Source organism: Aquabacter sp., from assembly GCF_965279295.1.
GTDB lineage: Bacteria > Pseudomonadota > Alphaproteobacteria > Rhizobiales > Xanthobacteraceae > Aquabacter.
Map to the genome: position 1 here is coordinate 334,337 of NZ_CBDIHQ010000017.1, position 18,926 is coordinate 353,262.

The following is an 18,926-nucleotide window of genomic DNA, read 5'->3' on the forward strand; positions in this document are numbered from 1 at the left end:
AAGCGGACCAAATTCCTGAGGTCCTGGCCCTCAAGGAGAGAGGGCGGCGGTGGCAACCTTAGCTGTTCAGCCGGGGAACAGCTAAGGTTTCACGTTGGAAACGGCGGCTGCCGATCACCGCTACTTGCCTGAGGCAAGGGCGAAGTCGATGATCTGAGCGCGCAGCGCCGGCAGGGACGGCGGTGTTTTCAGGAAAGCCGCCCAATCGGCGGGGACAGCCTGAGTGAGGGAATCCTTCAGCGCGCGGGCCTTTGAATCGCCGGTGGCCTTTTCATCAAGCCACAGCAGCCAGCGCAGATCCTCAATGCCCTCACTGGTGGTGATGACCAGCGCATCGACGGTCGGCGCGGGGCTGCAGCGGTCGCCGGCAAGCGGCAGCATGGCATAGTCCGATTCGCGCCCGTCGGTGGGATCGCGGGGATCGCCGGTCCAGGCGCGGGCGTGCCACTGCAAATAGCCGCGCGCCCCGGTGCGCCACATGAGGAAACCGGCTGCGGCCCGGAAGTCGGGCATGTTGTACATCCAGGGGATGACCTTCTGCGACCGCAACTGCTGGAAGCCGGAGGCGCTGACCCCGAAGCCGTCGTTCACCAGCACGGTGTCGAACAGCGGGGCATAGTTTCGCAACTTGGTATTGTTGAGCTGGCCTGAAATCAGTGCGTCGGGGGCGGTCGCCTTGATGGCATCCCGTACCCCCTTCAGATCGGCAAAGCCGGCATCTCCCGCCTCCGGCTCGTCGGCGATCGACCACAGCGGGTTGGGAACACCGGCGGCGACCAGCGCGCGCTGGGCAGACGCGATGTTCGGACCGACCTTCGAGAAGCCGGTGCTGTGCTGCATGTATTTGACCGAGGTGTAGTCGAAATAGGGGGCGAGGAAGCCGGCCTGTTTCGCGAGGCTCAGTTGCTTTACATAGCGGGAGAGCTTGTCCGGCGTGGGCGCCACGGTGTCGGGAGACAGACCGGTAATGCCGAAGCCGCGCAGGGCATTGTAGTCGCACGCCATGCCCCGGTCCGCTTCATCAGGCGCGGGCGGCCACCACACCTCCCAGTTCGGCGCAGCCATGTAATAGCCGATCGGCCGGTCCGCCGGCGGGAGGAGGAGGGGGATCACCTCGACCATGGCTGAGGCTTGGACCTGCGTCCCCGCGATGTCCACCGAGAGGGTGATGGGCAGCGTGCCGGTGGCATTGTCGGGCACGGTGAAGGTCACGTTGAGCCGGCGCGGGATGCCGTTGGCGATCCGCATGTGAGAGAGGTCGCCGTCCAGAACGTCGGAGGTGATGGCGAGGCCGCCTTCGGCGACGCCCCGGCGCATATAGGTCCATTTGCCCCAGCGGGTGAACGTGGAGATGCCGGCCGGCGCGCTCACGGAGACGTCCGGCATCAGGTCGTCCTGATTGGAGAAGGCCAGGAAGTCGAGCGAGACGATGCCGCCGCGCGGCGCTCGGAAGTTCGCCTGGAACGGCAGGGACGGGTCCCAGAACGGATGCTGACTGCGGGGCGAGCCTGAAGGCAGGATGCGCAGCGTCACATCCTTGGCAAGGTTGGGGTCGACCGGCTTGTCCACCACCGGCCAGCGTTCCAGATAGCGGGCCTTTCGCCACGCTTCGATGGCGTCCACCGCCTTGTCGCTGTCGCCGGGCTCGATCACCATCGCGGCAAGATAGCCGTTGTTCGGCGGCTGGTCGGATTTGAGCTGCACCACGATCTTGCCGTCGATCACGGGGACGGTGGCGGTGATGAGACCCGCGCGGTCGCGCGCGTAAATCTCCCATGGACCGCCATCGATCATGGCCTCTTTCCAGATGTTGCGCTTATAGACCTGATCCACCCATTCCTGCGGTGTCAGGCTCTGCTGAAGCACCACCTGCCCGTTGATAATGATGGTGCGGTTCAGGGAGTGTGGAAAATATTCCCATTCACCTTGGTCTTCCGTCCACAGCGAGACCGTGGCGGTGCTGCTCTTGGTCCAGGGAATGGTGATTGTGTCGAGGCCGTTGAGGCCGCTGGACAGCAGCGGATCGTTTTGGGTGCGCACCAGAGCGCCGGCAGGCCGTGACAGGCGCGGGTCGTTGGGCAGCACGGTCTCAAAACCTGGAACCTGGATGTCCCCGGTCGGCGCGAAACGAAGCGCCAATGCGTCCGGCGGGACCGGGGAGCCCGCCTCCACATGCATATCGGTCAGCTTGATGGGGCCTTCGCCATCGCCGTTGGAGACGACGATGCGCTTCACTTGTGTGCGGTCGAGCCGCGCCTTGGACGGCGTGACCCAGGAAGAAACGGAGGAGCGCAAGACGAACGGGCCGGGCGGATAGGTGCCGGACGCTCCCGCCCTGGAATACCAGTTGGTCGACGCGACATCGTCGACCCTCAGGTAGATCGTCACCGGCTTTGTGGAGGTGTTAACGCCGGTGACCACCAGATCCTGGTTGGCCTCGAACGAAACCGGCGTCGCAAAATCCTGCGCCGCCGTGAGCGTGGCACCCTTCAGCCACACCTGACCGTCCTTGACGGGATTGGCGGCGGTCTTGGTGGTGCCGGGCAGCGCGCCGGAGGTCTGCCGGGGCTCGATCTTCACGCTTTCGATCTGCGCTGTCGGGGTGCCCTGGTCTGTGAAGACGATGAAGCGCGTGAGTGCGCCGACGTTGAGCGCCGTCTGGCTTGGCGTTGGCAGATTGTTCAGCGGCACCCGCATGACAAACGGGCCGGGCGGGAAATTGGAATTGACGTTGAAGTTGGTGAGCCAATTCTTGGAATTGGCGTCGTCGATGCGCACTGAGAGATTGAGGGGGTCGGAACTGGTGTTGGTGCCCCGGATCACCAGATCGTCGCCGGCGGAAAACGCGCGCGGCGGGTTAAATCCCTTGTCCAACGCCTCCTTGGTGGTGGTGTTGATGAAAAAGGCAGGGATATTCGCCGCCGCCTGTGGGGCCACTGTGGGTGCCACGCCGGGCGGTGCCACCGCCACTGGGGCCGCGGCGGGCGCTGGCGCAGTGGCGCTGAAAGGCCGTTCCGCCCTCAGCCGCTCGATGAAGTCGGGGCGGAACAGGAGAACGCATCCCACGCTCGCGCAGATGAGGCCGAAGACGAGGCCCCACGCGAAACCGCCGAACCAAGTGCGAAATCTACCCATGCGATCCTCCTTCCCGCGACGTTGGCACGATCTCCCCCCGAAATGCTAGCCCGTGGCTTGACGCCGGAGGCAGGCACCGCGAAAAGCCAAGTCTATGCGGGACCTCAAGGATTATGCGCTAGGCGACTGGATGCGGGCGCTGCCGTTGACGCATGGCGCGCGGCGGCTACGAAACGTCGCGGTGGACCGGATCTATCAGTCACGCCGGGCGCACGGACAGGATGCATTTCTGGCGGACCTCGCGCGTTTCCAAGGACAGTTCGTCGCCTTCACTGTTGCGTTCAATCTGCCGGAGGCGATCGCGTTCCTCTCGCAGGCTCTGGCGCGCGCCATGCCAGACCTGCCCCTGGTGGTGTGCGACAATTCCAGCGATCCCCTTGCCCGAACCCGTATCGCCGCGATCTGCGCCGAAGCCGGGCATCTCTACTGCCCCATGCCGCCCGCGCCGAAGGTCTCGTCCCGCCCGAACGGCTCGCGCTCCCACGGGGTCGCGCTCAACTGGATCTGGAGCAATCTCATCCGTCCGCTGCGCCCCAGTGGCTTCGCGCTGATCGATCATGACCTGATCCCGCTGGCTAAGCAGAACCTGCAAGCGTGCGTCGCGGATCAGCCGGTCTACGGCATGGTGCGCAGGGGCAGGAAGTTCGGTGGCTGGTATCTTTGGCCGGGGTATAGCGTGTTCGACTTCGCGGCGGTGGAAAGCCTCCCGCTGGATTTCGGCACGGACACCCCTCTGACCCTCGACACCGGCGGCCAGAACTGGCGCGTCCTTTATCGGGGCCTGTCGCTGCCTGCCCTGCAGCGGGCGCACACGTTCGAGGTCGATGTGAGCGACCCGGAAACCGGTGAGACCGAGCCTTACCTGCTGGCGGATGGATGGCTGCATGTGGGCGGCGCCGGCCATCGCGGCGGCGGGGCGGCGGCGCTCCAGCGCGTGCGGAGGGCCTATGAGGCGGACCCGGACGGCCTTTACGGGCGGCTGATGGCTCATGCCCGCCCGATCATCGAGGTGCTCTGACAAAAGAAAACGCCGCCGGAGACCGGCGGCGCTAAAACCTCAGCAAACGTGCAGGATCACTCGGCGCGCACGCGGGGCGGGGTGGTCGCCGGGCCCTTGACCCGCTTCTCGGTGGTGCGGTCGGTGCGCTCGGCGATACGGGCAGACTTGCCGCGACGGTCGCGCAGATAATACAGCTTCGCGCGACGGACCTTGCCGCGACGCACCAGCTTGATTGAATCGATCAGCGGGGAATGAACGGGGAACACGCGCTCCACGCCTTCGCCGTAGGAAATCTTGCGGACGGTGAAGCTCTCGTTGATGCCGCCGCCGGAACGGGCGATCACCACGCCTTCATAGGCCTGAACGCGGGTGCGCTCGCCTTCGACCACCTTCACGTTCACGATGACCGTGTCGCCGGGCTGGAATTCGGGGGTTGCACGCTTTTCGGAAAGCCGAGCAGCCTGCTCGGCTTCGAGTGTCTGAATGATGTTCATGTCGCCATACCTCTAGCGGTCGCCATGCGCGCTCCGTTTCCGGACCGTTGCCCCGGCACCACATCGTGTTGTTTTAAATTAAAGGGACGGGCGGCCTATATCCCAGAATGCGCGGCCTGTCATGTGCTTTCATTCATAGGGCCGTCATGTTCCCACTGCGCCAGCAGGTCGGGCCGGCGGGCTGCGGTGGCCTCAAGGGCCTGCGCGTGGCGCCAGGCGCGGATGCGCGCATGATTGCCCGAGGTCAGCACCTCCGGGATGCCCACGCCCTCGAATATCTGCGGGCGGGTATATTGCGGATATTCCAGCAGCCCGTCCGAGAAGCTCTCGTCGGTTCCGCTCTCGATCTTCCCCATGACACCGGGAAGCAGCCGCACGCAGGCATCCAGCAGCAGCAAAGCTGCGCTTTCCCCGCCGGACAGCACCACGTCTCCGACGCAGACCTCTTCGAGACTGCGCGCGGCGATCACGCGCTCGTCCACACCCTCGAAGCGCCCACACAGGATCACGGCGCCGGGGCCTTGCGCGAGCGCGGCGACCCGAGCTTGGGTGAGCGGGCGGCCGCGCGGCGTCATCAGCAGGCGCGGACGCGGGTCATCTGGTGGAGAGACCCCATCCACAGCGCGAGCCAGAATATCAGCCCGCATTACCATGCCGGGTCCGCCGCCAGCCGGCGTGTCGTCCACGGATCGGTGCCTGTCGAGCGCGAAGTCGCGAATCTGAGTTGTCTCAAGCGACCACAGGTCCGCCGCCAGGGCCTTGCCCGCCAGGGCATGGCCGAGAGGCCCGGGAAACATCTCGGGATAGATTGTGAGGATAGTGGCGCGAAACATTATCCCGCCGTGATGGGCGCGTGCGTGCCGAACGTCAAATGCGACCCTTCAGGGTCCGCAGGTCTAGCGAATCTCGAAGAGGGTCGAAAAGCCCGAGATATCGAAGACTTCGCGGATTTGCGGCTGCAGTGCGCGCAGCGCCAATTCGCGCTTGGCGACACGCATCGCCTTGCCGGCCACGAGAAGCGCCCGCAGACCGGAAGAGGAGACGTAATCCACTCCGGCGAGATCGACGGTGATCGCACCGGCGGTTCCAGAGATCGTCTCCAGGAGACTTGCCTCGAACGGCTTGGCATTGGGAGTGTCGAGCCGCCCGGACACCTTCAGCACCACGTCCGACCCAGCCTGTTCACGCTCAATCTGCATCAGCCTCATCCCGGTGAAATATTGTGCGTCAGGGTTTCGATTAGCCTTATTCGCCATTGGGCGCAATGCACTGCACACATGCGCAAACGCGGAAGCAATCACCATCAGGTTAAGGTGGCGGTATCTGGTTGCAACCGTTCTGGCGTTACTTGCCGGCCTTCACTCCGGGGCCGGGAGACTTGCGACCAGCGTAAGCTGATTTTCCGCGCCGATGCGCGCATAGGCAATCTCTTGAAGGAAATGCCGCATCAGCCGGACGCCGTGGCCGCCGATGCGCGCCTCTTCGACGCTTTCGGCGAGGTCGGGCGCCGCCACCGCGGTCGGGTCGAACGCGACACCGTTGTCGACGATGCGCACCGCCACCTGTTCGGCGGGCAGGCTGAGATAGTCGACGCGGATCGCTGGCGCTTCATGAGTGGCACGCCCGCTTTCCGGGAAGCCGTAGAGGATGACGTTGGCGAGCGCCTCCTCCAGGCTCAGTTCCATGCCGAAGCGCAGCCGGTCCGGCCAACCGGCCTCGTCGGCAACGTGATCGAGCCATTCCGAAACCTTGGCAATCTCCTCCACCGACGCGCCGATGGTGAGCGATGACACAAGGTTTTCGCCGAGAGAGGGGGTCATGGAGGGGTCCGCGTGCCCGCTTGAGGACTGGTATGCCGCCGCCGCGCCGTGGTGGTCGGAAGCGCGGCGCCGCCGCTTGCCTGCCACCGCCCAGCGATATGTTTGCGCGTGATTCTTGACGCCACGTCGCTTGAGCCGACGCCACGCTATATGTCCCCGCTGGCTCCGGCAATCGGCTCATCCAGGCGCCTGGGGACGATGGCTTCAGTCTTGCCCGGCAGGTCGCGCGCCGTGTCGTGATAAATCCGGCGAACCCCACGGCCGGCAGCGACCATGATGACGTTGGGCGCAACACCGGCCGCCTCTGCAAAGGCGCTGACCGGCAGGTCAGGACCGAAGATCGTGACCTGGGCGCCGGGGCGCGCGAGGCCGGGAGGCAGGTCGGTGACGTCGATGCTGATCAGGCTCATGGCGGTTCCGGCGACGATCGGCGCGCAATGGCCATCCAGCATCACATGCCAGGGCTTGCGGAACGAGAACGGAATCCCCGCCGCATAGCCCGCCGCCACCTGCGCGATGCGGCGTGGGCCGGGGGCCTGATAAACCCCGCCATAGCCGATCTCTCCCCCCTTGGGCACCTCATGGAGGCGCAGGATCGGCGCGCTTAGCGTCGCGGCTGGAATGATCGGCTGGGGGCGGGCGGGGGTGGTTTCCACCCCGTAGAGCGCGCTGCCGACGCGCGCGAGATCCACATGCCGATCGCGCGGGCCGAACACGCCAGCCGAGGCACAAAAACTCAAGGGGGCGGATGGGAGCACGCGTGTCCAGGCGCGGAACCGCAGCCACTGCCAACGGTTCTGCGGCGCCGAAGGGGTGGCGAAGCGGGCGAGGTGGGTGACGTATGCCGCAACTGAAAGCCGCGCGAGGGGGGAGGGGTCCTGGGCAAGCGTACGCACGTCAGCAAGGTCGATGCCGAGCCGATTGATGCCGGTATCGAGATGAATCGCCACCTCCGGACGGGGGCCGATTGCGGCGGAGGCCCGTAGGATTTCGTCCATATCCAGCAATACCGGCACCGCGCCGATGGCGCGGAAATCCGCCGGCGCGTTGCCGGCGAGCCCGTGCAGGACGAAAATGCGCCCCTGCGTCAGGATGCGGCGTAACTCGACCGCCTCGTCGAAGTCTGCCACCCAGAAGTCGCGGCAGCCGAGGTCATGGAGCAGCGGAGCGATATGCGCGACGCCGAGCCCATACGCATCCTTCTTCACCACCGCGCCGAGGCTGCTCCCGTCATAGGCCGCACGGGCGGTGAGAAAGTTTTGCCGAACCGCGTCGAGATCAATCACCAGGGACGGACGGTCTTTGGGAAGCGAATCGGTCACGGCGCGGTCGCCGCGCGGGCAAAGGCGATGACCGGGCCGGCCGGACCCTGGCGCAGTTCGACGCCGCGCCACCCGTCGGCAATCAGCGCGGCCTGCTCGGGCAATGCGCTCGGGTCCACGGACATCGCGCTCTCCAGCTCCATCGCCTCGGTATTGCGCACCATCACATAGCGCAGGTATCCGCCGTAATACGGCTTGATGGCGCGGATAGTGAACCCCTCGGCGAGAAGATTTGTCCAGCTTGCGCGGTTCGCCGGGGCGGAGGTGGCGAACAGCACCGGCGCGGCGACCGTGCTCATCTGAAGGGCCAAGCTCACCCGCGCCGCGATCATTTCGCGCTGCAGGCTGCGGCCGCGATAAGCCGGCGCCACCGAGGCTCCGGCGAGTTTCATGAGCGGGGCATCGAGCGGCAGGCCGATCTCGCGGCGCGGGTCGTCATAAGGGGGAATGTCGTGCTGAAGCACGCCATAGGCGACCAGCGCGGCACCATCGAACGCCCCGATCATATTGCCGCGTGCGCCGAGCATGTCGGCCAGGAAGGCGCGGGTCTCGGGCTTCACCACGTCGGGGCCGAGCCCCGCCATGACAGCGCGATGCAGCGTCTCGACCAGATCGAGATCGCTTGCCTGCAGGTCTCGCCATCGAAGGTTTTCAATACCCGGCACGGGATCAGCTCGTGACGACTTCCGCGTAGTTGAGCATGGCAATGGGCGGATAGATGCCGAGGGATTTGGCAATCCGCATATTGATGATCAGCGAGAAACGCTTAAGCGTCTCGATCGGCACGTCCTGCGGCTTCTTCTTTTGCACCAGGACTTCGATCGCCTTGGCAGCGGCGAGCTGCCCGACCGAATAATAGCGGCTAACCAGGCCCACCAGGGCGCCGCCTTCGCGCACGCCGAGTTCGGCGGCTGCAAATGTGGGCAGGCCGACTTCAAGCGCCGCCGGTGTCACCTTGTCGTAGATGGTGCCGAGGTAGGTGTCGGGCAGCAGATAGAGCCAATCCACCTTTTCCGCCCGCATCTGCTTGATCATGTCGACCACGCCGTCGGATGTGGGGCGGCCAGAGGCGTCGTTGCGGAACGGCATTGCCATGACGCTCGCGCCCATCTTCGCGGCGACGCTCTTGGCTTCCTCTACGATCACGACCGAATTCTGCTCGGTGGTGGAATAGAGGATGCCGATCTTGGTGAAGGGCATGTAGGCCTGCATGGCGCGCAACTGGACGTCGGTGGGCACCACATGCACCGCACCGGTGACGTTGCGGCCGGAGCTTTCGAAGCTCTTGGCGATGCCCGCGCGCACCGGAGCCGCCACCAGGGCGAACACGATGGGAATGTCCCGGACATAGCGCGGGTCGCGGGAATCCAAGGGACCGGCGACTCCGAGGGTCACCGGTGTGCCCCAGGTGTAGATCAGATCCGGCTTCAGCGTCGCAAGGTCGGCGATCATGGCGGGCACGTTGCGCGGGTCACGCTCCGCGTCGCGCATGATGAACTCCGCCTTTACATCGGCGGCCTGGAAGAATTCCTTGAAGCCGCGTTCCACATCCGTCTCGCCGCGAAAGGTGAGCATCAGGATGCGGAAGGGCTTGTCCTGGGCCCGCGCCGGAGCCGCGCCGATGAGGCCGGCCGCGCCTGCGCCGAGGCCGAGGGAGAGAAGTGAGCGCCGGTCGATCACAGCGGGCTTCCTTCTGCCGCGGAATCTCCCTCGCGCCGGGTGGCGCGGGGGGATGAGGGTTGATTGCGCCCAGATAACGCGAAGCCGAGTGCTCCCGCTACCACCAAAATGCCGAGCGTCGCGCCGGCGGACGCGAACCCCACCGCCGCAAGCAGCAAGCCCGCCGCCGCCGGACCCACCGCATTGCCGGTACGCTCGATCAAGCGGAACAGGCCAAGGACACCCGCCGAGCTGCCGCCGGGTACGTGCTGCGCGCTGTCCGCCACCAGCGCCGATTGGGAGGCGATGGACATGGCCTGACCTAGGCCCAGCAGGGCGAGGACACCTGCGATCACCAGCGGGGTGGTGCCGACGAGCAGCAGCAGCATGCAGGCGCCCGCCAACAGACCACCCGCCGTGACGAGGCCAGCCCGCGCGTTCCATTTCTCGGCGAGAGCGGCGAATGCCGGCACCGCCAGCACCATGAGCACGGGATAGATCATCTGCAGGCGGCCGATGGCGGCGGCGCTGTAGCCCTGCCGCTGGAGTTCGACTGGCACGAGATAGAAGCAGATCGCCGCCAGCAGGATCTTGGCCGGGAATGCGCAGCCGAACAGCAGCGCCGCAAGGCGCGGCGCGCGCAGCGCCGCTCCAAGGTCCGAGACGCGGACACCACCGGAGTTTCGCTTGGGCTCCGAGCGCGGCAGGCTAACCAGCGCCACCAGCAGCGCCAGGAAGGCAACGCCTGCCGAGCCGAGGAAGGCGGTGTGATCGCCCAGCCGGTCGGCCAGAACGCCGCCAATGGGCGGACCGCACAGGGCGGCCACCAGGATTGCCCGCACGAACACCGCGAGCCCGGCGGTGCGCTCGCTCGGCCGGGAATGGTCAATGACGTGTCCCTGCGCGGAGACGAAGACGAGGGCATAGCCGATGGCCGCCGTCACCCGGCTGCCGAGGAACAGGTAATAATTTTCGCTGACCGCCGGCACGACATAGCTCAAGGCGGCAATGGCCGCGCCGATGACAAAGCCGCGCCGCCGCCCCAGCCGCTCCGAAAGCACCGCGAACGGCAATTGGCACAGGGCAACGCCGGCCATGAAGGCGACGATGGGGAGGGAAATCGCGAAATCCAAGTTCATGTTGAGGTTGGCCGGTACGACCTCTGCCGCAAGGCGCGGGAGGAACGGGCGCGCCAGTTCCTCCGCCATCATGAACAGGAACAGGGCGGGGCGTATCACGGTGGCGGCATGGTTTTCGCCGGTGTGGGTGGTTCCAACCCCGGTTCGGGCGCTTAGAGCGTCGAGATCGTGAATCGCCTGCGTATCGCCGCGCCGCTCCGCCTCCGACCGCGCGGCCGTGTGGCGCGCATGGAGCTTGGCGACATGGGTGTCGATGGGAGCCAGGACCGGCGAGCCCTCGGCGGCATCCGCGTGCATCCATAGGCGACCGCGCGTCAGCGCACGCACCCGGGATTCCAGCGCCGCCAGCACCTCGACGCCGCGTGCGCCGACCACCAGGGCCACGAGTTCCAGCGCCACGAGAAGCGCCACCATGCCGATGAAGGCGACGTCCACCAGCAGTGCCGTCACCTGGGCGGATACGACGCTGGGATCAATGGTGATGATAAGGCTCGCCAGCGGCACGCCGCTGCGCGCCGTCACCGCCGTGGTCACCTTGGGCGGGTCTATTCCCGCCGGGGGAGCGCCCGACCGCCCGAGGATCTTACCGCTGGGTGTGATGAGCACCATTTCCGCCAGTTCGACGTTGGCCCGCCGCAAGTCGTCGAGATAGGCGTTCACGCCCACCAGCTTGTCGATCGGAACGCCGGACGTCACAGCGTCCTCCACCAGGGCCGCCGCGGAGCGGCCCACCGACTGCGCCTGCGCGGCTATGGCGGGAACGATGGTGCGTTCCACGGCCTCCCGCGCGCCCCAGCCGATGACGGCGAGGGCGCCGCACAGGATGATCGCGATGGCGATGGAGATGCCGGCCCTCAGTCCGATCATCGCGGGCCCTCCATGCGGATCGCCGCGTGGGCAGCTTCAGCTTCAGCGACGGCGGTGCGGGCCGCGCTGGGCCAGAGCGCCGGATCGGTCGCGCGCTGCGCGGCCCGTCTCAATCCGCTCGCGAGCAGGAGGCCGATGGCGACGGTGGCAATGGCGGCGCCCACCAGGGCGGGCAGGGCGATTCGCACGAGATCATGGGACAGTGCCGCGGCCCCGGCCGCGAGCGCGGCGGGATTGTAGCGGACCACCACATTGCCGATGGTTGCGGCGAGGTCGTTCTCGATTTTCCGACTCACCGCATTGGAGGGGCGCGCCCCCTCGTCATGACCGACCCGCGCGGGGTCGCTGCTGTACAGCACATGATGGCGGTCGCCGGTCACATCGATGGAGAGAATGGTCTGGTCGAGACGCGCCTCGCGCCGGAGGAGTTCCGCCAATGTCGCCTGCGCCGGGAGGGCGATGCCGAGCGAGGAGGCGATCTGCGCGCTGCCGGCGATGCGTTCGGCGGTAATGACGAATCGCGCTTCGATCGCCTTTCGGTGCGCGTTCTGGAGGGTGACATAGGAAAAATAGGCGCCGAAAGCGACGCAGGCGGCGGCGATCAAGGCGAAGACGAAGATAAGGCCGAGGGAGGTTCGGATCATTCCGGCTGCTCGCAAACACGCACGACGACACACCCGCCTGCTGGGATCATATGCCCGGTGGAAAAGCTTCGCTTTCCGTTGGGAAGGGACGGACCGTGAACTGAGGCTCTAACAGCGGGACTCTTCAGCAATTCCTAAGCGTGAGAGCCCGTTGATGGCTTAGCCGCAGGTTGATTGTGAAGCGCCTCTAAAAACGTGACTTTTCGAGTCTGCGCAGTTTAGGTCTGGTTTGCAACGGCCCGGACGGCTAACGTCCGCCCGATCCCGCGCACAAGTCCTATTCATGACATTCGTCGGCCGGCTTATTTTCGTTATCGGGTTATCCGTCACGATCACCCTTCTGGCGATCGCCGGAGCCGCATTCGTGGCCGGCGAGCAGGTCAGCGAGGAAATCGAGCAGGCGCGCGTGTCGCACTTGCTGGGTACCCTGCGCAGCACGGCGGAGGCGAATCTCTCCATCGGTCTCACCCTGGACGAGATTTCGCTGCTGCAATCCAGCATCGAGCGCGAGAAGTCCAACGACCCCACCATCGTCGCCATCGACGTTTTCAACAATGCCGGCCGCTCGATCTACAGCACCGATCGGGGCTCGATCGGCGAGAAGGTGGATAGTGGCTGGAATGATCACCTGCTCCGCGACGGCCTCTGGCAGGCAGCGGCGCACGGCGAGACGGTGTTCGGCACCCGGTTCGACAATGATCTCGGCGTCGCCGGCGGGATTGCCGTGACGGTTTCCGGGGCGAGCCGGAGCCTGCGGGCGCAAGTCCTGGGTATCGATCTGGTGGCGCGCACCATGGTGATTGGTGCCGGGGCCATGATCCTGGCGTTGGCATTGGCCTTCGCTTTTGCCTGGGCGCTTGGCCGCCCGTTCAGCCGGGTCGCGCGCATTTTGCGCGGCGCCGAACTGCGCCCGACGCAACACCAGCGTCTGGAGCGGCTGGCGATCCAGGTGCGCGAAGCCTGGGCGGCATCGGATGCGCGTACCGCCCACGGCATCAGCCAGTTGGAGGCGCTCGATGACGCCGACTGACCGCCGATCCGCCGTGCGGGCGCGGGATCGCCTTGTGTGCGCCGTGTTCGCTTTCATGACCGTGCTCGTCATCGGCGGCGGCGCCGGGATGATGGTGGTCAACGGGTTCAAGGCCCAGGTACAGGAAACCGCCCGGCGCGATGCCAAGATCATCGGCGAGACCGTCGCGCGTTCGCTGGCGGGGCAGTTCGAGAAGGCGGCGCGCTTCGGAATCCCACTGAAGCTGCTGCCGGGTGTCGAGACCTACCTTGCTGAAACCATGGCGCGCACGCCCGGCCTCACCCGCATCGTGGTGCGTGGACCCGACGGTCGCGAGGTGCGCAGCGCCATCGGCCCGGTGACCGGGCTCGACACGGTGATCGCGCCGATCCTGGTGGACGGCATCCCGCTCGGCCAGGTGGATGTCACCACCACGCCGGCGACACTCAGCTCGGTTCTCGGTTCTCTGAACTGGCGTACCGGTTACACGGTACTGGTCTGCGCCGTCCTCTCGGGAGTGGCGGCGGCATTTACCGCCGGCACCAGCCTGACCCGTGGGCGCAAGCGGCTCGCCAGGGCCTTGTCCGCGAGCGCAGCCGGCAATCCGGAAAGTGCGCTTTCCGGCGCCAGCCAGGGGCAGGGAGTGATCGCCGCCGCATTTTCCGCGCTTGTCACCGGCGAGCGGCAGCAGGCAAACCGCCGGGCCGCGTTCCTGGGCTACGCCGAGGAACTTCTCGCGGTGGACTTCGACGGTCGGCTGCGCGCTGAGATCGAACGCATCCGGCGCGAGGCTGCGGCCAAGCCGCAGCAGGGACAGCGAGACGCCTGATGCAGCTCCGCACCCGAATAACCCTCATCGTCGCCGCCGGCTTCATCGCCCTCATGGCGACCTTCTGGGCGGCAAGCCTGGTGCGGGACCGCCTTGAGGAGAGCCGCACGGCGGATGTCGCCATTTCGGCTCAATCCGCGCTGTGGCGCGAGATCGTGGAAGTCCAAGTCGCCGATCTGGAGCAGCAGCTCGACGCGATGGAGGCGTCGTCCGCCATCCGCATCGCAATGTCCTTCGGTGATCGCCCGGGCATCGCCGCGGCCCTTGCCGACCTCGGCGTGAAGGATGGCGACGACACGCTTGCGCTTGAGGTCGTCGGGCAGAATCGCGATGTAACCTCCTTCTTCGGCACTGTGGCGGGCGGACGCGGCATTCTGGATGCGGGCACCCTCGATCGCGCCTTGGCGGGCACGCGGACGTCCGGCCTGCGTTCGGTTTCCGCGCAGCAGCTCATGGTGATCGCCACCCGTACCGTCATGCTGCCCAAGCGGGGGGCGACGGTTCTCGTCCTGGCTCGGGACGCCAGCGTCGCGCTCAGCCGTTTTGCTACCAGCATCGACGCGCAGGCAAGCCTGCTCTCTCTCCGCGGTCGTCTGATCGCCACCACGAACGCCGAACTGTGGCGCAACGCCAACCCGACCATCGCACCGCGTGAGGCGCTCTTTGGGCGGATCGATGTTGCCGACAAAACCTATTCGATCACCAGCGTCCCCGTCGACGGCGTAACCGGCGGCGTGGTCGGGGCGCTGATCAGTCTCAAGGACAATACTGCGGCCTGGGCTGCGCAGCGGGCGTTGCGCTCGGTCGCCATCGCCGCCGCCGTGGGTCTGACGATCTTCGGCGTCATCGGGCTCAATATCTTCCTTTGGTACAGTTTCCGGCCGCTGGAGAATGCCATCGGCGTGCTTCAGGCTCTGTCGCGTGGCGACACGTCCGCCATGCTGGACTATTCCGGCAGCGACGAGATGGGACGAATCGCCGAGGCGGTGGCCGGCTTGCGCGGCAATGCCCAGGCGCTCGCCGATACCCGCCGCCAGCGTGATCGCGTGCGGCGCCGCCAGGAAGCGGTGATTTCCACCGAGCTGAAGTTCCTTGCCGATTCCGTCGATGCATCCGACCGGGAAGAGGTCCTCGCTTTGCTCGCCTCCCCCAGCGGCGGAGAGGCCGAGGACGAATTGCGGCGCGTGGCGCGGGTGCTTCACGACCTGTCGCGCCGCATCGTCGAGCAGCACACCCGGTTGTCCTCGATGGTGGTGGAATTGCGCGAGGCCCTGGTCACGAAGACCAAGCTGGCGGGCCTCCAGCAGGAATTGGAGATCGCGCGGCAGGTGCAACTCGCCATCCTGCCCAAGGCGTTTCCTGCGGACCGCAGGGTTGCGCTGGACGGTCACATGACGCCGGCGCGCGAGGTGGGCGGCGACTTCTACGATTATTTCCTGGTGGACGAATCCACCCTTGGCTTCGTGGTGGCGGATGTCTCCGGCAAGGGCGTTCCGGCTGCCCTTTTCATGGCGATCTCCCGCACACTCCTGCGCTCCACCGCGCTATTTGAACGCTCGCCCTCGGGCTGCGTGCGCCGCCTGAACGATCTGCTGGCCATGGAGAACGAGCAGATGCTGTTCGTGACCCTGTTCTACGGGGTGATGGACCTTAACTCCGGGCGCGTCACCTATGTGAATGCCGGCCACAATCTGCCTTACCGGATCTCGCCGCGCGGAGAGATAACGACAGTGCCCAGCACCGCCGGCATGGCGGTCGCGGTAATGGAGGGCTTCCTCTACAAGGAGCATGTGCTTTACCTCGACCCCGGCGACACGATCCTGCTTTTCACGGACGGCGTGACGGAGGCGTTCGACATTGATGAAATGCCTTATGGCGAGAGGCGTCTTGAGGCACTGCTGGCCGAAGGCGCGGCGGAATGGACGGTTCCGGAAGTCTCGCAGCGGGTCCTGGGCTCCATCAGGCAATTCGAGCGCGGCGCGCCGCAGGCGGACGACATAACCTGCCTCACCCTGCGCTATTTCGGTGGCGACCATCAGCCGATGGTATGATCACGGGTGGGTAGCAGGGTGCCAGCATGCGCCTGAAGCGGGAGACCCGCAAAACCCTATGCGTGTTTCTCATATCTAATTGTCTGGCGTTCCGCCGCTCCTTGCCACTAAACCCAAGCAGACGGCCCATTCAGAAGCGGGCCCGTGGGGTGGCAGCGCCCGAACGGTTCCTTGCTTCCAAGATTGTAAGAGAGAGCGTCTGTTCGGGGCGCGCTCCGGCGCCGCGAAGCCCATCGCCAGAAGTTGGGCAGGGAGAGACGCGTGTCCGTAGCCATCCACCCCGCCGTGGCGCCACGCCGTGAATTCGCGACCATCTCGGTGGTCAGCGCCGGACATTTCGTCAGCCACGTCCTGCAACTCGCACTGGCGCCGCTGTTCATCGCCATGCGCGAGGACCTCGGTGTCTCCTTTACCGAGCTGGGTGTGGTGCTCTCGATCTTCTATCTGTTCTCGGGCGCCGGGCAGGTGCTCGCCGGCATCATGGTGGATCGCTTCGGAGCCGATCGGCTGTTGATCGGCGGCATCCTGCTTCAGTCCGCCTCCGTGGCCTGCATGGGCCTCGCGCCAAACTATGCCGCCTTGCTGCCGCTGGCGGCGCTCGCGGGGCTCGGCAACAGCGTCTACCACCCCGCCGATCTCTCCATTCTGAGCCATCGCATTCGCTCCGAGCGGCTGGGCAGGGCATTCGCGCTGCATGTGGTGGCAGGCAATGTCGGCTACGCCGTCTCGCCTTTGTTGGCGGGCGCGCTCGGCCTGATGTACGGCTGGCGCACGGCTCTGGTGGTGATGGGGCTGGGTTGCCTGCTGGTGGGGTTCGGCTTGATCCTGGCGCGCTCCGTACTGCGGATTGAGCGCCACCTGGAGCCAGCTCATCACATGGCGGCCGGCGTGCCGAGTGTGCTCGACATCGTCACCAACCCGGTGGTGGTGCTCGCCTTCTTCTATTTCTTCCTGACCGCGACCTGCCTCGTGGGCCTGCAAAGCTTCGGCATCACGGCGCTGCAGGAAGGATTCGGCATGGGCACGGCCTTCGCCGCCCTGACGCTCACGGTCTACCAGGCTGCCACCATTTGCGGTGTCATGATCGGCGGCTTCATCGCAGATCGCGCGGTCAACCACCACCGCATCGCGATGGTGGGCCTTGGCGCCGCGAGCGCATTCCTACTGGCGATAGGCTTAGGGCAGAATCCTGCGAGCGTGACGTTCGTGCTGATGGCGCTGGCGGGTTTCTCCCTCGGCGTCACCACACCCTCGCGCGACGTTCTGGTGCGCCATGCCGCGCCGGCCAATGCGCGGGGCAAGGTGTTTGGTTTCGTCTACTCCGGCTTCGACGTTGGCGCGCTGGCCGGGCCGCTGATGTATGGCGCGCTACTGGACCGGCACCTGACCCACGCGATTTTCATCGCCGCTGCGGTTCCACTTCTGGTGGGCGTGGTGACGGTCATCGGCGTCAAGGTAAAGCCCACGCGGGCTAGATGACCTTGCCCGGGTTCATCAGGCCGGCGGGGTCGATGGCACGCTTCAGCGCCGCCATCAGGTCGAGCGCGACCGGGTCCTTGTAGACCTTGAGTTCCTCGCGCTTCAGCAGGCCGATGCCGTGTTCCGCGGATATGGACCCGCCCAGTTCGACGACATAATCGTGCACCAGCCGGTTGAAGTCCTCCCATTGCGAGAGGAAGGCAGCCTTTTCCATGTCCAGCGGCTGGCTCAGATTGAAATGGATGTTGCCGTCGCCGACATGCCCGAAGGCGCAGACCCTGACGCCCGGCATATGCGCCTCGCACAGGCGGGTGGCTTCCACCACGAACTCGGCAAACCGAGACACCGGCACCGAGACGTCGTGCTTGATCGAGCCGCCCTCGAATTTCTGGGCATCGGACAGATCTTCCCGCAGGCGCCAGAGGGCGTTCGCCTGGGCTTCGCTCGCAGCGATCACGGCGTCCGCAACCTCACCCTCCTCGAAGGCTTCCGCGAGCACTGCTTCGGCGAGACCCGCGAGGTCGTCGTCGCGGCGCGTGGAGGTGAGTTCCGCCAGCGCGAACACCGGGTGGTCGCCGCCCAGCGCCCGGACGGTGCCTGGCATGTGCTTCAGCACCGTTTCCATGCCGAAGCGCGGGATCATCTCGAAGCCGGTCAAGGCGTCCCCGGCCACCGCGCGCAGGCGCTGCATGAAGGCCTGCACCGCGAATTGATCGTTAAGGCCGGCGAGTAAAGTGGCGCGGGCGCGCGGCTTCGGGAATAGACGCAGCACCGCCGCCGTGATGATGCCGAGCGTGCCTTCGGCGCCGATGAACAGGTCCTTGAGATCGTAGCCCGTGTTGTCCTTGCGCAGCCGGGACAGGCCGTTCCAGATGCGCCCATCCGGCAGCACCACTTCAAGCCCGAGCGTCAGTTCGCGCATGTTGCCATAGCGCAGCACCGCCGTGCCCCCGGCATTGGTGGAGAGGTTGCCGCCGATCCGGCAGGTGCCTTCCGAGGCGATGGAGAGGGGAAACAGACAGTCGGCCTTCTCGGCCGCCATGCGCGCGCCATGCAGCGTTACGCCTGCCTCCACCGTGAGGGTGAGATCGGCGGCGTCGACCGCCCGCACCTTGTCAAGCCGTTCCAGCGAAAGCACCAGCGCACCGAACGGCACCTGCCCGCCCACCAGCCCCGTGTTCCCGCCCTGCGGCACGATCGGCAGGCCGGCTTCGGCGCAGGCGGCGACGCACAGCGCCACCTCAGCGGTATTTGCCGGGCGCAGGATCGCCGGGGTCACGCCCTGATACAGGCCGCGCTGTTCCACCAGATAGGGCGCCATATCGCTTGGCGCAGTGACGATGCCGCGCGGTCCAAGCTTTGCGGCAAGCGCCGACAGGGCACTGGCGATGCGCTCTTGGGGAAGAACAAGGGGGGCGGGTGCGGTGCTGGACATGGTGGCGGACACTGGCCGAGGTGCGCGCGCCAATCAAGGGCCA

The 18,926-nt window shown here is 66.2% G+C and carries 16 protein-coding genes; 5 read left to right on the forward strand and 11 right to left on the reverse strand.

All coding sequences use genetic code 11. The features are described 5' to 3' along the window. Positions 1-120 precede the first annotated feature (120 nt). Positions 121-3,135: a hypothetical protein gene (locus ADADO0_RS16190; protein WP_511306206.1), complete on the reverse strand. Its 3,015-nt coding sequence runs from the start codon at positions 3,133-3,135 to the stop codon at positions 121-123. Between the two features lie 94 nt (positions 3,136-3,229). Here ADADO0_RS16190 and ADADO0_RS16195 point away from each other — a divergent pair, with 94 nt between their 5' ends. Beyond that, complete coding sequence (locus tag ADADO0_RS16195; RefSeq protein WP_511306208.1) at positions 3,230-4,153, forward strand: hypothetical protein; 924 nt, start codon at positions 3,230-3,232, stop codon at positions 4,151-4,153. Positions 4,154-4,209: 56 nt separating this feature from the next. Here ADADO0_RS16195 and rplS read toward each other — a convergent pair whose 3' ends face one another. The 9 genes from rplS to ADADO0_RS16240 form a co-directional block, all read right to left on the reverse strand. After that, positions 4,210-4,629, reverse strand: coding sequence for a 50S ribosomal protein L19 (rplS, locus tag ADADO0_RS16200; protein ID WP_511306209.1), 420 nt, complete (start codon positions 4,627-4,629; stop codon positions 4,210-4,212). 119 nt (positions 4,630-4,748) lie between these two features. Further along, positions 4,749-5,462 carry a tRNA (guanosine(37)-N1)-methyltransferase TrmD gene (gene trmD / locus ADADO0_RS16205; RefSeq protein ID WP_511306210.1) on the reverse strand — a complete coding sequence of 238 codons (714 nt, stop codon included), beginning with the start codon at positions 5,460-5,462 and terminating at the stop codon, positions 4,749-4,751. A gap of 63 nt (positions 5,463-5,525) precedes the next feature. Further along, positions 5,526-5,828 carry an STAS domain-containing protein gene (locus tag ADADO0_RS16210; RefSeq protein ID WP_511306211.1) on the reverse strand — a complete coding sequence of 101 codons (303 nt, stop codon included), beginning with the start codon at positions 5,826-5,828 and terminating at the stop codon, positions 5,526-5,528. A gap of 159 nt (positions 5,829-5,987) precedes the next feature. Then, positions 5,988-6,449 (reverse strand): ATP-binding protein, encoded by a 462-nt coding sequence (locus ADADO0_RS16215; RefSeq protein WP_511306212.1) that lies wholly within the window; start codon positions 6,447-6,449, stop codon positions 5,988-5,990. A 146-nt stretch (positions 6,450-6,595) separates the two neighbouring features. Then, positions 6,596-7,771 carry an alanine racemase gene (locus ADADO0_RS16220; protein ID WP_511306213.1) on the reverse strand — a complete coding sequence of 392 codons (1,176 nt, stop codon included), beginning with the start codon at positions 7,769-7,771 and terminating at the stop codon, positions 6,596-6,598. Further along, positions 7,768-8,436, reverse strand: a complete 669-nt coding sequence (locus ADADO0_RS16225) for a hypothetical protein (RefSeq protein WP_511306214.1) — start codon at positions 8,434-8,436, stop codon at positions 7,768-7,770. The genes ADADO0_RS16220 and ADADO0_RS16225 overlap by 4 nt, the downstream gene beginning before the upstream one ends. Before the next feature lie 4 nt (positions 8,437-8,440). Further along, complete coding sequence (locus ADADO0_RS16230) at positions 8,441-9,451, reverse strand: ABC transporter substrate-binding protein (protein ID WP_511306215.1); 1,011 nt, start codon at positions 9,449-9,451, stop codon at positions 8,441-8,443. Then, positions 9,448-11,436, reverse strand: a complete 1,989-nt coding sequence (locus ADADO0_RS16235) for an MFS transporter (protein ID WP_511306216.1) — start codon at positions 11,434-11,436, stop codon at positions 9,448-9,450. Before ADADO0_RS16235 ends, ADADO0_RS16230 begins: the two co-directional genes overlap by 4 nt. Then, positions 11,433-12,080 (reverse strand): hypothetical protein, encoded by a 648-nt coding sequence (locus ADADO0_RS16240; RefSeq protein WP_511306217.1) that lies wholly within the window; start codon positions 12,078-12,080, stop codon positions 11,433-11,435. Before ADADO0_RS16240 ends, ADADO0_RS16235 begins: the two co-directional genes overlap by 4 nt. Positions 12,081-12,363: 283 nt before the next feature. Here ADADO0_RS16240 and ADADO0_RS16245 point away from each other — a divergent pair, with 283 nt between their 5' ends. The 4 genes from ADADO0_RS16245 (at position 12,364) to ADADO0_RS16260 (ending at position 17,448) form a co-directional block, all read left to right on the forward strand. Continuing rightward, on the forward strand, positions 12,364-13,110 hold the full coding sequence (locus ADADO0_RS16245) for a hypothetical protein (protein WP_511306218.1): 747 nt from the start codon (positions 12,364-12,366) through the stop codon (positions 13,108-13,110). Then, positions 13,097-13,918: a hypothetical protein gene (locus ADADO0_RS16250; RefSeq protein WP_511306219.1), complete on the forward strand. Its 822-nt coding sequence runs from the start codon at positions 13,097-13,099 to the stop codon at positions 13,916-13,918. The genes ADADO0_RS16245 and ADADO0_RS16250 overlap by 14 nt, the downstream gene beginning before the upstream one ends. After that, a complete protein-coding gene (locus ADADO0_RS16255) occupies positions 13,918-15,969 on the forward strand; it encodes a SpoIIE family protein phosphatase (RefSeq protein ID WP_511306220.1) in 2,052 nt (683 codons plus the stop codon). Before ADADO0_RS16250 ends, ADADO0_RS16255 begins: the two co-directional genes overlap by 1 nt. A 261-nt stretch (positions 15,970-16,230) precedes the next feature. Beyond that, positions 16,231-17,448 carry an MFS transporter gene (locus ADADO0_RS16260; protein ID WP_511306221.1) on the forward strand — a complete coding sequence of 406 codons (1,218 nt, stop codon included), beginning with the start codon at positions 16,231-16,233 and terminating at the stop codon, positions 17,446-17,448. Here ADADO0_RS16260 and ADADO0_RS16265 read toward each other — a convergent pair. Continuing rightward, positions 17,441-18,883, reverse strand: a complete 1,443-nt coding sequence (locus ADADO0_RS16265) for an FAD-binding oxidoreductase (RefSeq protein ID WP_511306222.1) — start codon at positions 18,881-18,883, stop codon at positions 17,441-17,443. The genes ADADO0_RS16260 and ADADO0_RS16265 overlap by 8 nt on opposite strands. Between the last annotated feature and the right edge of the window lie 43 nt (positions 18,884-18,926).

Bases quoted from the DNA above. Each gene is read 5' to 3' on its own strand.
- ADADO0_RS16190 (WP_511306206.1), bottom strand. From the start codon at position 3,135: ATGGGTAGATTTCGCACTTGGTTCGGCGGTTTCGCGTGGGGCCTCGTC.
- ADADO0_RS16195 (WP_511306208.1), top strand. From the start codon at position 3,230: ATGCGGGACCTCAAGGATTATGCGCTAGGCGACTGGATGCGGGCGCTG.
- rplS (WP_511306209.1), bottom strand. From the start codon at position 4,629: ATGAACATCATTCAGACACTCGAAGCCGAGCAGGCTGCTCGGCTTTCC.
- trmD (WP_511306210.1), bottom strand. From the start codon at position 5,462: ATGTTTCGCGCCACTATCCTCACAATCTATCCCGAGATGTTTCCCGGG.
- ADADO0_RS16210 (WP_511306211.1), bottom strand. From the start codon at position 5,828: ATGCAGATTGAGCGTGAACAGGCTGGGTCGGACGTGGTGCTGAAGGTG.
- ADADO0_RS16215 (WP_511306212.1), bottom strand. From the start codon at position 6,449: ATGACCCCCTCTCTCGGCGAAAACCTTGTGTCATCGCTCACCATCGGC.
- ADADO0_RS16235 (WP_511306216.1), bottom strand. From the start codon at position 11,436: ATGATCGGACTGAGGGCCGGCATCTCCATCGCCATCGCGATCATCCTG.
- ADADO0_RS16240 (WP_511306217.1), bottom strand. From the start codon at position 12,080: ATGATCCGAACCTCCCTCGGCCTTATCTTCGTCTTCGCCTTGATCGCC.
- ADADO0_RS16245 (WP_511306218.1), top strand. From the start codon at position 12,364: ATGACATTCGTCGGCCGGCTTATTTTCGTTATCGGGTTATCCGTCACG.
- ADADO0_RS16250 (WP_511306219.1), top strand. From the start codon at position 13,097: ATGACGCCGACTGACCGCCGATCCGCCGTGCGGGCGCGGGATCGCCTT.
- ADADO0_RS16255 (WP_511306220.1), top strand. From the start codon at position 13,918: ATGCAGCTCCGCACCCGAATAACCCTCATCGTCGCCGCCGGCTTCATC.
- ADADO0_RS16265 (WP_511306222.1), bottom strand. From the start codon at position 18,883: ATGTCCAGCACCGCACCCGCCCCCCTTGTTCTTCCCCAAGAGCGCATC.